Below are 15,103 nucleotides of genomic sequence, written 5' to 3'. Positions count from 1 at the left end.
GGATGGGCGAGACCGACGCGATCACGCGATGGTGGCGCCGGATCAGCCTTCGCGCGAAGGTGACCGGCGTCACCGTCGGCGTGCTCGCCCTCGGGCTGGTGGTGACCGGGATCGGGACCATGCCGATCCTGCGCAACCTCCTCATCGACAACGTCGAATCCCAGCTCCCCGCGCTCGTGACGAGCGACCTGGCGACGATCACGCCGAGCACGGACGGCACGGGCTTCAGCGCCGCACTGAAGGACGAACGCCTCGGACTGTCCGAGTACTTCGTGGCCGTCTACGACGCCCAGGGCGCCCTCGTGTTCTCCGGCGGCGGGGCGCCGAAGGCCTCGAAGCCCGAGTTCCCCCCGACCTACACGCTCGCCCAGGCCACGCTCGACGCCGGCCGCACCGACCCGATCGTGCTGCGCGGCACAGACGGATCCGAGTTCCGCGCCGCGGTCGCCGTGCGCGAGGATCCCACCTCCAACATCACCTTCATCCAGGTCGTCGCGCTGTCGCTGGACGAGCCCGATCGCATCATCGCGACGTTCTTTGGGGTGTTCACGACGGTCGCGCTGGTCACGATCATCATCGCCGCCCTCGCCACGCGCGGCCTGGTCACGCTGACCTTCCGCCGGCTCGGTCGCGTCGAGTCCACGGCGATGGCGATCGCCGCCGGTGACTTCAGCCAGCGCCTCACCGACCTCGAGCCGACCACGGAGGTCGGCCGTCTCAACGGCGCCATCAACACGATGCTCGACCGCCTGGACGCGTCGATCGCGCAGCGGGACCGCTCCGTGCAGCAGATGCGCCGCTTCGTCGGCGATGCCAGCCATGAGCTGCGCACCCCGCTGGTCAGCGTGCGGGGCTATGCGGAGCTGTACCGGATGGGGGCGATCAAGGGCGACGAGGACACCGCGCGGGCGATGGACCGGATCGAGAAGGAGGCGCTGCGGATGGGCGTGCTCGTCGAGGATCTGCTCGCCCTCGCGCGTCTGGACGAGCAGCGGGAGCTCACGATCGAGCCGCTCGATCTGCGCCCGCTCGCGCAGGACGCCGCCCTCGACCTGCGGGCGGCGGCGCCCGACCGCACCGTGACCGTGGTGGACATGACCGCGGAGAAGCCGGAACCGGAGCCGTCGGCCACCGCGATCACCCGCCCCGCTCCCCCGACGCGCACCGTGAGCACCCGCGGCCGCATCCCCGCCATCCTGCGCCGCCGACCGCGCGAGGGCGGCACGGTGCCGGAGATCGACTTCTCCGAGGCGATCGTCGCGCCCGTCTCCACTCCGCCGATCGTGCTCGGCGAGGAGAACAAGGTGCGCCAGGTGATCGCCAACCTGCTGGGCAATGCCCGCCGCTTCTCCCCCGGCGACTCCCCGATCGAGGTCGTGGTCGGGGCGGACCGTCGTCGCGGCGTGGGCTGGTTCTCGATCGTCGACCACGGCGAGGGCGTACCGGAGCAGATCCGGGACCAGATCTTCCAGCGGTTCTGGCGGGCCGACTCGTCCCGCACGCGCGACACCGGCGGAGCCGGGCTCGGGCTCGCCATCGTGGCCTCGATCGTGCGCGCCCTGAACGGCTCGGTGCAGGTCACGGAGACCGAGGGCGGAGGCGCGACGTTCACGGTCTCGCTGCCGCTCGCGCCGTCGCGCGCGACCCCCGAGCATCTGCTGCAGGACACTCAGCCCATCGAGCCGCTCGACCTGTCGCACTGATCGGATGCGGACCCGACCGGTCCGCACAGCCGGCCCGGGTCCCGGGCTCCCCACCGGTTCCGGGAGCCCCGCTCCCGGCGCCCACGCGGATGCCTAGCGTCGGAGGCATCCGATGCCCCCGACGAAAGGGTTCCCATGTCCGTCTTCACCGTCGACACCGACGCCGTCGCCACCACGAGGCTCTCGGTGAGCGCCACCGCCGAACGGCTGCAGAGCGACGCCGCGGCCATGATGGCGCAGCTCACGCAGCTGCAGTCCTCGTGGACCGGCGCGGCCTCGGTCGCCTGCCAGGACGCGGCCGAGCAGTGGCGCGGCGCCCAGGCGCACGTGGAGCAGGCGCTCGCGGCGATCGGGCAGGCGCTCGGCTCTGCGGCGCAGTTCTACGCCCAGGCCGAGACCGACTCCATGGCCCTCTTCCGCTGAGCCGTCCGTGGACGCAGAAGGCCCCCGGGATGAATCCCGGGAGCCTTCTGGATGGAGGTCTGGACTCAGAAGTCCATGCCGCCGGACGGGTCGGCCGGCAGAGCCGACGCCTTCTCCGGCTTGTCGGCCACGACCGCCTCGGTGGTGAGGAACAGGCCGGCGATCGACGCGGCGTTCTGCAGCGCCGAGCGGGTGACCTTGGCCGGGTCGATGATGCCCGCGGAGAACATGTCCACGTACTCGCCCGAGGCCGCGTTCAGGCCCTGACCGGCGGGGAGCTCGGAGACCTTGTGCGCCACGACGCCCGGCTCCAGACCGGCGTTGAGCGCGATCTGCTTCAGCGGGGCCTCGATCGCGACGCGCACGATGTTCGCGCCGGTCGCCTCGTCGCCCTGCAGCGCCAGCGCGTCGAGCGCCTTGTTGCCGGACTGGATGAGCGCGACGCCGCCGCCGGGGACGATGCCCTCCTCGACAGCCGCCTTCGCGTTGCGCACGGCGTCCTCGATGCGGTGCTTGCGCTCCTTGAGCTCGACCTCGGTGGCCGCGCCCGCCTTGATGACGGCCACGCCGCCGGCGAGCTTGGCGAGGCGCTCCTGCAGCTTCTCGCGGTCGTAGTCGCTGTCGGTGTTCTCGATCTCGCGACGGATCTGCGTGACGCGACCCTCGATCTGGGACTGCTCGCCCGCACCCTCGACGATGGTGGTCTCGTCCTTGGTGACGATGACCTTGCGCGCACGGCCGAGCTCGGCGAGCGTGGTGTTCTCGAGCTTGAGACCCACCTCTTCGGTGATCACGGTGCCGCCGGTGAGGATCGCGATGTCCTGCAGCTGCGCCTTGCGGCGGTCGCCGAAGCCCGGGGCCTTGACGGCCACGGACTTGAAGATGCCCTTGAGCTTGTTCAGCACGAGCGTCGCGAGAGCCTCGCCCTCGACGTCCTCGGCGATGATGACGAGCTCCTTGCCGTCCTGGATCACCTTGTCGACGACGGGGAGAAGGTCCTTGATGTTCGAGATCTTCTGGTTCGCGATGAGGATGTACGGGTCCTCGAAGACGGCCTCCTGGCGCTCCGGGTCCGTGACGAAGTACGGGTTCAGGTAGCCCTTGTCGAAGCGCATGCCCTCGGTGAGCTCGAGCTCGGTGCCGAAGGTCTGGGACTCCTCGACGGTGACCACGCCCTCCTTGCCAACCTTGTCGATGGCCTCGGCGATGAGCTCGCCGATCTCCGGGTCAGCGGCCGAGATCGACGCGGTGGCGGCGATCTCCTCCTTGGACTCGATCTCCTTGGCGGAGGCGAGCAGCTCGGCGGTGATGGCGGCGACGGCCTTCTCGATGCCCTTCTTCAGGCTGATCGGGTCGGCTCCGGCGGCCACGTTGCGCAGGCCCTCGCGGACGAGCGCCTGGGCGAGCACGGTGGCGGTCGTGGTGCCGTCTCCGGCGACGTCGTCGGTCTTCTTCGCGACCTCCTTGACGAGCTCCGCGCCGATCTTCTCGTACGGGTCGTCGAGCTCGATCTCCTTGGCGATGGACACGCCGTCGTTCGTGATGGTGGGGGCGCCCCACTTCTTCTCGAGCACGACGTTGCGGCCACGCGGGCCGAGGGTCACCTTGACCGCGTCGGCCAGGATGTTCAGGCCGCGCTCGAGGCCGCGACGGGCCTCCTCATCGAAAGCGATGATCTTTGCCATGAGTTCTGTCGTCCCTCCTGGACGTAGACATTGGGTTTAGCACTCAGATCAGTAGAGTGCTAAACCCAGTCTGGCACTCGCCCCCTGAGAGTGCAAGCCGCGGCGCACGCGGCGGCGTTCAGCCCGCGGAGCCGTCGCCCGAGGTGTCGGCGGGCGTCGGCTCGGTGGTCGGCGCGTTCTTCGCGAGGTCCATCCCGAGCACGACGGTCAGCTGCTTCTGGCCGGGCACCACATCGTCGCCGTAGCGGTCGCTCTGCGCGATCTCCTTCGCCCCGACGAGGTCGGCGAGCGCCCGTGCGGCGTTCTCGTCCGCGGCCGTCTTGTAGTAGACGGTGGAGGTCGGGAAGTCCTGCGAGTCGGCATCCCCTGCGACCACGGCATCCGCGGCGAAGCCCGCGTTCACGATCGTGTCGCGCGTGGCCGCGGCCAGGCCGTTCGCGCCGGTCGCGTTGAGGACGAACACCGCGTAGGTCTTGTCGAGCGGCGGGGCGCTCGCGGTCGCCGTCCGCGACACGCTGGGCATCGGCGTGCCCTGGTCGAAGCTGATCTTGCCCATGGCCAGCATCGCGGCGAAGATGCCCACGGCGATGAGCACGACCGTGGCGACGGCCGCCCACAGCAGCACGAACCAGCCGCGCATCCCGGGGTTCTCGGCGCGATGGGCGCCGACGCGGCCCTGCGCGTGCGGGATCTCGTCGAATCGGTCGCGGGCGGATTCAGGCATTCCCCGATGTTATCCGGCCCGTTCCGGTGGATTCCATGAACGACAGGCGGATCCGCCCGGCGCGCCGTCAGCCCGCGGACAGGGCGGTGCGGTCGGCCCGGCGCGCCGCGGCGTCGTCGCGGATCCGGCGCAGCCGGCGAACGAGCATCGGGTCGGCGACGAGGGCCTGCTCCGAATCGATCACGCGGTCCAGGAGCTGGTAGTAGCGCGCCGGGGCCAGCTCCAGCTCGCCGCGGATCGCCTCCTCCTTCGCGCTGGAGTGCCCGGGGCGGCGCGCCTCGAACTCGAGGATCGCGCGCTCGCGGTCGCTGAGCAGCTCGGTCACCCCCTCAGGCTACGTCCGCACCCTCCTGGCACCGGGAGGCGCGCCCCGGTCTGCGCCCCTCGACGCCCGAGAAAGCGGGAGAATGGATCCGACCCCGGGAGGATCCATGTCGCACCGCGTGACCAAGACCGACGCCGAATGGCGCGCCGAGCTCGCACCGCAGCAGTACGCCGTGCTGCGCGAGGCGGCGACGGAGCGCCCGTGGACGGGTGAGCTGCTCGACGAGCAGCGCGCCGGCCTCTACACCTGCGGCGCCTGCGGCGCGGAGCTGTTCCGCAGCGGCACCAAGTTCGACTCCGGCTGCGGCTGGCCGAGCTTCTACGAGTCGGTGCGCCCGGAGGCCGTCGAGCTCATCGAGGACAGCAGCCTCGGGATGGTCCGCACGGAGGTGCGCTGCGCCGCCTGCGGTTCGCACCTGGGCCATGTCTTCCCGGACGGCTTCGGCACCCCCACCGGCGACCGCTACTGCATGAACTCGATCGCGCTGTCCTTCCAGCCGGACGAGGGCGCCGCGGACGCATGAGCGCACTCGAAGCCGTCACCCGCAGGCAGTCGTGGTCGAAGGTGACGCCCGAGGCGCCGACCCGTGAGCAGCTGCTCCCGCTCGTCGCCGCCGCCGGGCGCGTCGCCGACCACTCCTCGCTGCGCCCCTGGCGCCTGATCGAGCTGCGCGGCCGGGACCGGGACCGGCTGGCGGCCGCGATCGCCGAGGCCGAGGGCGACTCGTCCCCGTCGTCCAAGCCGCTGCGCGCATCGCTGCTCATCGCCGTCGTCGCGAGCTACCGCGGCAGCCACAAGGTGCCCCGCTGGGAGCAGGAGGCCGTCGCCTCCGGCGTCGCGCATGTGCTCAGCCTGCTGCTCGACGAGGCGGGCTGGGGCGTCATCTGGCGCACCGGCGGATACACCCGCAGCGCCGCCGTGGCACGCGCGCACGGACTCGGTCCGGAGGAGGAACTGCTCGGATGGCTGTACGTCGGCGGGAAGCCCGGCAAGGAGCCCGGCCGGCGCAAGCCCGTCGACGCCGAGTCCCTGCTCTCCCGCATGCCCGCCGAGCGCACGGACGCGGACGACGCCTCGCCGGATCCCGGCAGGGTCGATCCCCACGGCACGAAGCCGAAGAAGAACGCTGGGAAGAAGCGGAAGAAAGCGGCCGAGAAGGCGCAGAAGGCCGCCAAGAAGGCGAAGAAGGCCGAACGACGGCTCAGGAAGGCCGCGAAGCGGAGCTGACCGGGCGGCGCCGCCACGGCAGCGCGATCAGCACCGAGAGCCCTGCGGCGAGCACCATGGCGACGATCTGCCACAGCGCCGGCCCCGCGGCGGGCGGCCAGATCGCATCGATCAGCACCGAGACCACGAGCTGTCCGAGCACGGCTCCGAGGCCCATCAGGAGCACGCCGGTGCGCGCCACGATGACGACCCCGAGCAGGATGTAGGCGGCGCCGAGCAGCCCGCCCAGATACAGCCACAGGTCGCCCGGGAACGCCGCGGGCAGCGGCTCGGGCGCGCCGGTGACGAGCAGGCTCACGCCGACGGAGACGGAGAGCACGAGCACGCCGCCGAGGAAGCTGATGTAGGTGGCGCCGAGCGGGGAGGCGATCCGCTGCCCCAGCCGCCCGTTCACCGCGGACTGGAAGGCGATGCCCGCGCCGGTGAGGAAGGGCAGCACCAGCATCCACAGCGGCGCACGAGAGAGCACGTCCCCGCCGAGGGAGAACCCGACGGCGACGAGGGCGAACAGCCCTCCGATCAGGCGTCCCGGGGTGATCGCGACCACACCCGCCGGCCCGAATCCGACCCGGTCGAGCAGCAGGCCGTGCAGGGCCTGACCGGCCACCACGCCCACCGTGAACAGTGCGACGCCGAGGATCCCCGCGACGAGCCCCTGGGTCGAGACCGTCAGCGCACCGCAGGCGCCGCCGAGCAGCATCCACCACGGCACGTGCCCGGTGCGCACTCCGCGCCAGACCCGGGCGAGCGCCGCACGCCCCGCCCGGCTGAGCAGCACGGGGACGCTCAGCAGCACCAGGCCGACGGCGAACGAGACCCAGCCCGCGAGGATGCCGTTGTCGAGCCGCACCCCGAGCTGGCCGTTAACCCGTGCCTGGATCGCGGTCATCGCGCCGATCGCGACCGCGCCGCCGAGCGCCAGGGCGGTGCGACCGCGAGTCGGGAGCGGCGGAGGAGCGGTCACCGTTCCGAGCCTACCCGCGGCCGGATCCGCCCAGGACCGGCCCTTGTCGGTGCCCCGCGCTACGCTCCAGACATGTGCGCGAGCTACGGTCTGGATCCCCGCTTCAGCGATCAGCAGCTGATCGAGGAGGCCGATGAGGAACTCATGGAGGGCATCCGCGCCTGGGCGCGGCGCAATGCCGACGAAGCGGTCCGTCCGACCGGGCGACTGCTGCGCAACCTCAATCCGATCCTCGTACCGGCCGCATCCGGAGCAGCGCTCGAGGAGGCGTGGTGGGGATTCCTGATCGACGGCAAGCCGTCGCGGTTCCCGTCGATCAACACCCGCTCCGAGCGTCTGCAGGAGCGCCCCGGCGGTCTGCGCGGCCGCGCGATCGTTCCCGCGACCCGGTGGTTCGAGATGCAGAAGCCGTCGAAGACCTGGCACGAGTTCGGCTTGGACGGCGCCCTGTTCGGCATGGCCGCGGTCACCCAGCGGGGTCGTACCGAGGACGGATCCTGGTTCACCTGCTACTCGATCGTGATGCAGCCCGCACCCGATCGGCTGGCCGGGATCCACGATCGGATGCCGGTGCTGATCCCCGCCGCCTTCGCGGACGACTGGCTGGAGGGCGAGCCCACCCGCGCCCTCATGGACGACGCACTGCTCGCGTCCGCCGATGCGACCCGGTGGGTGCAGTCCGCGACGATGACGACGGCGCCCTGAGCGCACCGTCCTGAGGATCGGAGCCTCCTGCCGGACTCGAACCGGCCACCTGCGGTTTACAAGGCCGCTGCTCTACCAGATGAGCTAAGGAGGCGTCACGGTCGTCGCCGTGCGGCGCGACCGCTCCACAGCGTAGCAAGCTCCGCGGCCGGCCCCGGTGGCGTCAGGGCGTCGCGGTCGGGCTCGGCGTCGGCGTGACGGTGGGCCCGGGCGTCCCGTAGTACGAGTCGCTCGCCACGGAGAGCACGAACTGGCTGAACTCGGCGGCGTCGGTGAGCGAGCCGGCGTAGACCTGGCCGTTCACGACGATCGTCGGCGCGCCGGTCAGGGCGGCCTTCTTCGAGCCGGGCAGCGGGCCGTCGACGGCACGCTGCGTGACATCCTTCACCCAGGAGTCGTAGGTGCTGTCCTCGATGCAGCCCTGCATGCCCGAGGTGTCCTTGACGCCGCTGTCGACCGCGAGCTGGATCAGGTCCTTGTCGCTCTTGCCGTCCGTGTCCTGCTTGGGCTGGTCGATGAGCAGCGCGTGGTTGAAGGCGTAGAACACGTCGGGCTGCCGCGCCGCGACGCAGGCCGCCGCCGACGCGGCGCGCAGCGAGTACTTGGTGCCGTTCGAGTTGGCGGTGAGCAGCGCGACCGGGTGGTAGGTCACGGTCGCCGCGTCCTGGTCGACCCAGGTGGCGAGCTGCTTGGCGTTGGCGCGCTCGAAGTCGCCGGCGCCCGGGGAGAGGTAGTCCACGTACACGTGGATGTCGACCGGGCCGGAGGAGGAGGTCGGGTCGGGGGTCGGCGTCGACGAGGCGGACGGGTCGGCCGAACCCGCGACGGTCGGCGTCGGGGTGGGGGCGGACGCGGCGCGCGCGGCCGCGAGGTCGCCCTTCGTCACGAGGACGCCGTCGTCCTTCAGGTTCGACGGGCTGAGCGAGGGCTTCGACACGGCCGATCCCACCGCCCAGGCCACGGCACCGCCGGCGGCGCCGACGATCACGACGGCGACGAGCCCGAGGATCACGCGTCGCATGATCCGGGCGCGGGACTGCTGGGCGTTCACCTGCTGGGCCTTCTCCCGCACGGCCGCACGCGAGTGCGAAGGCGTGGGGACGTTCGGCGTTTCGTCGCTCGACATCGTTCCTCTTGGTTCGTTGGGGATGGGCCATCCCGATGTCCGGCCGCCAACGGGCGCGGCGCGGCACGGGTTCGATGCTAGCCAGGCAGGCTGAGAAATGCCCAGACGAGCACTGGCCGATCCCTGCGAGGTCCCGCCGGAAAGCGCTTCAGCAGCACTGGACCGTGCCGAAGCTCTCGTGTCATACTGAACCCGGCCCGATGGCGGGCCACGGCGGGTTCACCCTCGTCGCTTTTTCACTACGGATCGTCCGGCACGTACCTGCCGGTGAAGGAGAAGACAATGGCAACTGTGACCTTCGACGAGGCCACCCGGCTCTACCCCGGAGGCACCCGCCCCGCGGTCGACAAGCTGAACATCGACATCGCCGACGGCGAGTTCCTGGTTCTGGTCGGCCCCTCCGGCTGCGGAAAGTCCACCTCCCTGCGCATGCTCGCCGGCCTCGAAGAGGTCAACGCGGGCCGCATCCTCATCGGCGACCGCGACGTGACCGACGTCCCGCCGAAGGACCGCGACATCGCGATGGTCTTCCAGAACTACGCGCTGTACCCGCACATGACGGTCGCCGAGAACATGGGCTTCGCGCTCAAGATCGCCGGCGTCGGCAAGGAGGAGCGTGCGCAGCGCGTCCTCGAGGCCGCCAAGCTCCTCGACCTCGAGCAGTACCTGACCCGCAAGCCGAAGGCGCTCTCCGGTGGTCAGCGTCAGCGCGTCGCGATGGGCCGCGCGATCGTCCGCCAGCCCCAGGTGTTCCTCATGGACGAGCCGCTGTCGAACCTCGACGCCAAGCTGCGCGTGCAGACCCGCACCCAGATCGCGTCGCTGCAGCGCCGTCTCGGCGTCACGACCGTCTACGTCACCCACGACCAGACCGAGGCGCTCACCATGGGCGACCGCATCGCCGTGCTGAAGGACGGCCTGCTGCAGCAGGTCGGCTCGCCGCGCGACCTGTACGAGAACCCGCAGAACGTCTTCGTGGCCGGCTTCATCGGCTCGCCCGCGATGAACCTGTTCAGCGCCGACCTCGCTGACGGCGGCGTGCAGTTCGGCACCGAGGTCGTCCCGCTCGAGCGCGAGACCGTCGCCGGCACGAGCGGCTCCCAGATCACGGTCGGCGTGCGCCCCGAGGACATCACCGTGGGCCCCGCCGACGGCAAGGGCCTCTCGGTCACGGTCGACCTCGTCGAGGAGCTCGGCGCCGACGGCTACCTCTACGGTCACACCGAGATCAACGGCAAGCGCACCGACCTGGTCGCGCGCGTCGACGGCCGCAACCACCCGAACGCGGGCGAGACCGTCACCCTGGCGGCGAACCCGGGTCACGTGCACGCGTTCGACCTCGAGTCGGGCGAGCGCCTCAACAAGAAGCCGATCGCGGCTTCCTGATCCACTGATCGCGCGACGCGGCGCGGGGGTCCTCCCCCGCGCCGCGTCGTCGTTCCCGGGCCCGTCCACGCCGAGCCCGGGACCACGAGGGCCGAGGAGCAGACATGAAGGATGCACTGAGCATCACCGCGAGCGCCGTGGATCCCGGGCTGCTGTCGCTGCCCTGGTCCCTGCCGCTGGCGAAATGGCCCTCCGAGGTGATCGTGTCCCTGCCGAAGGGGCTGTCTCGTCACCTCGTGCGCTTCGCCGATCTCTCCGGATCCGTCGTCGCCGTGAAGGAGACGACCGAGGAGATGGCCCGGCGCGAGTACGAGATGCTCGGCAACCTCGCCCGTCTCGACGTGCCGTGCGTGTCGCGCGTCGCCGTGATCGCCGGCCGCACCGACGCCAAGGGCGCTCCCCTGCCCGCCGTGCTGGTCACCTCGCACCTGCGGTTCTCCATGCCGTACCGCGCACTGTTCACGCGCGTGCTGCGACCCGACACCGCGACCCGCCTCGTGGACGCCCTCGCGCTGCTGCTGGTGCGCCTGCACAACGTGGGCTTCTACTGGGGCGACGTGTCGCTGTCGAACGCCCTGTTCCGCCGGGATGCCGGGGCGTTCGCCGCCTACCTCGTCGACGCCGAGACCGGCGAACTGCACGAGGAGGGCCTCACCGACGGCCAGCGCGCCTATGATCTGGACCTCGCTCGCACCAACATCGCCGGGGAGATCCTCGACCTCGCCGCCGGAGGACGCCTGGAGCGCGGCGTGGACGCGGTCGCCATCGCCGATGGGATCGTTTCGTCCTACCGGTCGTTGTGGGCCGCGCTCACGGCGCACGAGTCGTTCGCGGCGGGCGAGGCGTGGCGGATCACGGAGCGGGTGGAGCGGCTGAACGCGCTCGGTTTCGACATCGGCGAGATGTCGATCCAGACCACCTCCGACGGCACGCGCGTGGAGATCGAACCCAAGGTCGTCGACGCCGGGCATCATCAGCGCCGGCTCATCCGCCTCACCGGCCTCGATGTCGAGGAGAACCAGGCACGGCGGCTGCTGAACGACCTGGACGAGTTCCGCGCCCGCTCGACCAAGCAGTGGGCCGACGAGGAGATGTACGCGCACGAGTGGCTCACCCGGGTGTTCGAGCCCGTGGTGCGCGCGATCCCGTACGACCTGCGCGCCAAGCTCGAGCCCGCCGAGGTCTTCCACCAGGTGCTGGAGCACCGCTGGTACATGTCGCAGCGCGAGGGCCGCTCAGTGCCGCTCGCGGAGGTGCTCACCTCGTACATCAACGACGTGCTGCGGCATCGCCGCGACGAGGCCACCATCATGGGCCCGCCCACCGAGACCATGTCCCTGCCGGTGATCACCGGATCCGTGCCTCTGGACGACGAGGATCCGGACGTCGACTGGCGGGATCTGGTCTAGCCCGCGGCACTGCCGGAGACCGGGCGGCGGTTTCCGGGTCGTCGAGCGAGGACGCCAAGGACGCTCTCGCTCGACGACCCGGAGCGGGATCCATCAGTAGCCGACGGTGAAGCGCTCCCGGTGGTGGTTGCCCTGCTCGATCTCGTCGACGACGGCGAGCGCGAAGTCGGCACCGGAGATCGTCGAGTTGCCGTCGGCATCGCGCACCACGACGTCCCCGCCGTCGCGGTAGACGCCGGTGCGCTCGCCCTCGGCCCAGGGGCCGAAGACCTCGGCGGGGTGGACGAGGAACCAGTCCAGGGATCCGTCCGTGGCCTCGAGCAGGGCGAGCGAGTCTACCCCGACCTGGGCCTCGTGCTTGTACTCCTCGGGGAAGTCGACGTCGATCAGGCGCGGGCCGCCGGGCGCGGTGAGGCTGCCGCCGGCGCCGCCCACGACGCCCAGGCGCGTGTCCGTGCCGCTGAGCTTCGCGACGAGCTCGGCCAGCACGCCGAGGACCGCGTCCTCCATGTCGCCGCGCGGGCTCAGGGCCGAGACGACCGCGTCGACGCCGTCGAAGACGTCGCCGAGCGAGGCGAGGTCGCGCACGTTGCCCTGCACGTCCGTCACGCCCGCGACCGGGGCGGACGGCACAGAGCGCGAGATCGAGACGACCTCATGCCCGCGAGCCGCGGCCTCCTGGACGATGTGACGTCCGGCGAAGCCGGTGCCTCCGATGACGATGATGCGGGCCATGCGCGTTTCCTTCCGTTGCTGCACTGGGTACGGAGAGTGGAAGGATCCGCGCCCGCCCGCTATTCCGCGCCGGCGCGATCCCTGCACGGATGTGCACTCCGGATCAACGCCGTGCGCGGGCGGTCATGCCCGGGCGCGGTACGCCGGGACGGCGCACCGGCTCCGGCGGCATCGCGCCTCGGGCCCCGCGGTCAGCCCTTCGCGCCCCGGACGGTCGAGACCTGGTACAGCGCGACTGAGGCCGCGATGCCCGCGTTGAGCGACTCGGTCGCCGCGGAGATCGGGATCGAGACGATCTGATCGCAGGTCTCGGTGACCAGGCGCGACAGCCCCTTGCCCTCCGAGCCGACCACGATCACGACCGGACGGTCCGCGAGCTCGATCGCGGGCAGCGAGACGTCGCCGCCGCCGTCCAGGCCGAGCACGAACACGCCCTGCTTCTTGAACTCCTTGAGCATGCTGGTGAGGTTCGCCGCGAGCGCGACGGGGATGCGGGCCGCCGCTCCCGCGCTGGTCTTCCAGGCCGCCGAGTTCACGCTCGCCGAGCGGCGCTGCGGCAGGATCACGCCGTGGCCGCCGAACGCGGCCGTCGAGCGGATGATCGCGCCGAGGTTGCGCGGGTCGGTGATCCCGTCCAGCGCCACGAACAGCGGGGTCTGGCCGCGGTCGATGACCTCTTCGAGGAGGTCCTGCGGGTGCGCGTACTCGTAGGGCGGCACCTTGAGCGCGACGCCCTGGTGGACGCCGTCGAAGCCGGCCATGCGGTCCAGCTCCTGACGGGTGACCTCGAGCACGGGGATCTCGCGGTGCCGGGCGATGGCGAGCATCTCCTTGACGCGGTCGTCCATCTCCACGCGCTGCGCGATGTACATCGTGGTCGCGGGGATCTTGGTGCGCAGAGCCTCGAGCACCGAGTTGCGCCCGGTGACGGTCTCGGTGTCGTTCGAGGCCGCCGACGACGACACGCGGCGGTTCGGGTTGGATCCCGACTGCGGCTTCTGTCCCGCCCGCGATCCGGGACGGCCCTTGCCCCCGGCCGCGGCGTAGCGCTCCTGCGCCGCCTTGCGCTTGCCCGCGACGTGCCAGGCGCGGTCCTCGGCCTTCGGGGTGTTGCCGCGGCCCTCGAGCGCCTTGCGACCGTTGCCGCCGGTGCCCTTGGTGGCGCCCTTCTTCTTGCTGTTGCCCGCTCCGGGGCGGCTCGGCTTAGCCATCGATGCTCCAATGAGTTCCGTCTGGAGTGTCCTCCAGGGTGATGCCCGCCGCACCGATCGCATCGCGGATGCGGTCGGCGGCGGGCCAGTCCTTGTCGGCGCGGGCCTGCGCGCGCTGGGCGATCATCGCCTGCACGAGCGCATCCAGCGCCGTGGTGGTCTTCGTGTCGGATCCGGTCCCGCGCCACTCCGGCGAGAACGGGTCGATCCCGAGCACGCCGGTCATCGCCCGCACCGCGCCCAGCGCGATGCGGACCTCGTCGACGTCGCCGCGGTCCAGGGCGGCGTTGCCCGCGCGCACGGTCTCGTGCACGACCGCGAGGGCCTGCGGCACGCCGAGGTCGTCGTCCATCGCAGAGGCGAACGCGGCGGGGAGGGACTCCGCTGCCGGCCCTTCGTCCCCACCGGCCGTGCGCTGCGCGCGCTCCAGGAAGGTGCGGATCCGGCCCAGCGCCGCCTCGGCCTCGGTCCAGGACGAATCGGACAGGTCGAGGCTCGAGCGGTAGTGCGCCGCGGCGAGCGCGTAACGGACGACGAGCGGGTCGTGCTGCGCGAGCACGTCGGCGGCGAGGGTGAAGTTGCCGAGCGACTTCGACATCTTCTGCCCGTCGACCGTCACGAGGCCGTTGTGCACCCAGTAGCGGGCGAACGCGTCGCCGGCCGCGGTGGACTGCGCCAGCTCGTTCTCGTGGTGCGGGAAGCGCAGGTCGAGACCGCCGCCGTGGATGTCGAACTCGGCGCCGAGGTAGCGCCGCGCCATGGCCGAGCACTCGATGTGCCAGCCCGGACGCCCGGCGCCCCACGGAGACGCCCAGGTCGCGTCGGCCGGCTCCCCCGGCTTCGCCCCCTTCCACAGCGCGAAGTCCTGCGGGGCGCGCTTGCCGCGGGGATCCGCGTCCTCTGCGGCCTCCATCGCGTCGACGGACTGACGTGTGAGCTCGCCGTAGCCGGCCCAGCTGCGCACATCGAAGTACACGTCGCCCGAGCCGTCGGCCGCGGGGTACGCATGACCGCGTTCGATGAGGCGCGCGATGAGCTCCTGCATCTGCGGGATCGACGCCGTCGCCCGGGGCTCGTAGGTGGGCGGCTGGATCCCGACCGCGGCGTAGGCGGCCGAGAACTCCTGCTCCATCCGGTAGGCCAGGCCCCACCACGACTCGGCATCCGTCGCGTTCGCGAGCACCTTGTCGTCGATGTCCGTGACGTTGCGGACGAACGTGACGCGTCCGTAGCGCCGCTGCAGCCAGCGCCGCAGCAGGTCGAAGCTCAGTGCCGCGCGCACGTGCCCGATGTGCGGGCCGGACTGCACGGTGGGTCCGCACACGTACATCGTCACGTTCGAGGAATCGAGCGGAACGAAGTCGCGCAGTTCCTGCGCGCGCGTGTCATGGAGGCGGATCGTCACCGCTCAAGCCTACCGGGGCGCCCCTGACAGTTCCGGGGAGCGGTGCGCGCCGCGATTCCGGGTCGGAATGCGCCG

At 71.3% G+C, this 15,103-nt stretch carries 14 protein-coding genes, 1 tRNA gene and 1 pseudogene; 7 read left to right on the top strand and 9 right to left on the bottom strand.

Annotated elements, in window-relative coordinates:
• Positions 1-2: 2 nt before the first annotated feature.
• Both J8G10_RS14330 and J8G10_RS14325 read left to right on the top strand, forming a co-directional pair.
• Positions 3-1,703: a cell wall metabolism sensor histidine kinase WalK gene (locus J8G10_RS14330; RefSeq protein WP_251446226.1), complete on the top strand. Its 1,701-nt coding sequence runs from the start codon at positions 3-5 to the stop codon at positions 1,701-1,703.
• 135 nt (positions 1,704-1,838) lie between these two features.
• Complete coding sequence (locus J8G10_RS14325) at positions 1,839-2,126, top strand: WXG100 family type VII secretion target (protein ID WP_251446223.1); 288 nt, start codon at positions 1,839-1,841, stop codon at positions 2,124-2,126.
• A gap of 65 nt (positions 2,127-2,191) precedes the next feature.
• Here the strand turns inward: J8G10_RS14325 and groL are convergent, their stop codons facing one another.
• The 3 genes from groL to J8G10_RS14310 form a co-directional block, all read right to left on the bottom strand.
• Entirely contained in the window at positions 2,192-3,811 is a 1,620-nt protein-coding gene (gene groL / locus J8G10_RS14320) for a chaperonin GroEL (protein WP_251446220.1), read from the bottom strand.
• Between the two features lie 118 nt (positions 3,812-3,929).
• Positions 3,930-4,535: a LytR C-terminal domain-containing protein gene (locus J8G10_RS14315; RefSeq protein ID WP_251446217.1), complete on the bottom strand. Its 606-nt coding sequence runs from the start codon at positions 4,533-4,535 to the stop codon at positions 3,930-3,932.
• A gap of 67 nt (positions 4,536-4,602) precedes the next feature.
• Positions 4,603-4,860, bottom strand: coding sequence for a DUF3263 domain-containing protein (locus tag J8G10_RS14310; protein WP_251446213.1), 258 nt, complete (start codon positions 4,858-4,860; stop codon positions 4,603-4,605).
• Positions 4,861-4,966: 106 nt separating this feature from the next.
• Here J8G10_RS14310 and msrB point away from each other — a divergent pair, with 106 nt between their 5' ends.
• Together msrB and J8G10_RS14300 are read left to right on the top strand one after the other, a co-directional pair.
• Entirely contained in the window at positions 4,967-5,383 is a 417-nt protein-coding gene (msrB, locus tag J8G10_RS14305) for a peptide-methionine (R)-S-oxide reductase MsrB (protein ID WP_251446210.1), read from the top strand.
• Positions 5,380-5,907 (top strand): annotated as a pseudogene (locus tag J8G10_RS14300) (nitroreductase family protein); the annotation flags it as partial. The gene msrB and the pseudogene J8G10_RS14300, both read left to right, overlap by 4 nt.
• 154 nt (positions 5,908-6,061) lie before the next feature.
• On the opposite strand, the gene J8G10_RS14295 reads toward J8G10_RS14300, so the two are convergent.
• Positions 6,062-7,009: a DMT family transporter gene (locus J8G10_RS14295; protein WP_251446584.1), complete on the bottom strand. Its 948-nt coding sequence runs from the start codon at positions 7,007-7,009 to the stop codon at positions 6,062-6,064.
• A gap of 114 nt (positions 7,010-7,123) precedes the next feature.
• Between J8G10_RS14295 and J8G10_RS14290 the strand changes: the two genes are divergently transcribed.
• A complete protein-coding gene (locus tag J8G10_RS14290) occupies positions 7,124-7,756 on the top strand; it encodes an SOS response-associated peptidase family protein (protein ID WP_251446207.1) in 633 nt (210 codons plus the stop codon).
• A gap of 21 nt (positions 7,757-7,777) precedes the next feature.
• Here the strand turns inward: J8G10_RS14290 and J8G10_RS14285 are convergent.
• Positions 7,778-7,850, bottom strand: a tRNA-Thr gene (locus J8G10_RS14285).
• Between the two features lie 69 nt (positions 7,851-7,919).
• Complete coding sequence (locus J8G10_RS14280) at positions 7,920-8,882, bottom strand: thioredoxin domain-containing protein (protein WP_251446204.1); 963 nt, start codon at positions 8,880-8,882, stop codon at positions 7,920-7,922.
• 282 nt (positions 8,883-9,164) lie between these two features.
• Here J8G10_RS14280 and J8G10_RS14275 point away from each other — a divergent pair, with 282 nt between their 5' ends.
• Complete coding sequence (locus J8G10_RS14275; RefSeq protein WP_251446201.1) at positions 9,165-10,268, top strand: ABC transporter ATP-binding protein; 1,104 nt, start codon at positions 9,165-9,167, stop codon at positions 10,266-10,268.
• 104 nt (positions 10,269-10,372) lie between these two features.
• Positions 10,373-11,677: a DUF4032 domain-containing protein gene (locus J8G10_RS14270; protein ID WP_251446198.1), complete on the top strand. Its 1,305-nt coding sequence runs from the start codon at positions 10,373-10,375 to the stop codon at positions 11,675-11,677.
• Positions 11,678-11,770: 93 nt separating this feature from the next.
• Here J8G10_RS14270 and J8G10_RS14265 read toward each other — a convergent pair whose 3' ends face one another.
• The 3 genes from J8G10_RS14265 to cysS form a co-directional block, all read right to left on the bottom strand.
• Complete coding sequence (locus J8G10_RS14265) at positions 11,771-12,412, bottom strand: NAD(P)-dependent oxidoreductase (protein WP_251446195.1); 642 nt, start codon at positions 12,410-12,412, stop codon at positions 11,771-11,773.
• A gap of 191 nt (positions 12,413-12,603) precedes the next feature.
• A complete protein-coding gene (gene rlmB / locus J8G10_RS14260; RefSeq protein WP_251446192.1) occupies positions 12,604-13,623 on the bottom strand; it encodes a 23S rRNA (guanosine(2251)-2'-O)-methyltransferase RlmB in 1,020 nt (339 codons plus the stop codon).
• Entirely contained in the window at positions 13,616-15,028 is a 1,413-nt protein-coding gene (cysS, locus tag J8G10_RS14255; protein ID WP_251446189.1) for a cysteine--tRNA ligase, read from the bottom strand. The genes rlmB and cysS overlap by 8 nt, the downstream gene beginning before the upstream one ends.
• Positions 15,029-15,103 lie beyond the last annotated feature (75 nt).

It is taken from the genome of Microbacterium sp. USTB-Y (assembly GCF_023703415.1).
GTDB lineage: Bacteria > Actinomycetota > Actinomycetes > Actinomycetales > Microbacteriaceae > Microbacterium.
Note: the sequence above shows the minus strand (reverse complement) of the source record. Positions and strands in the feature narration are given on the sequence as shown.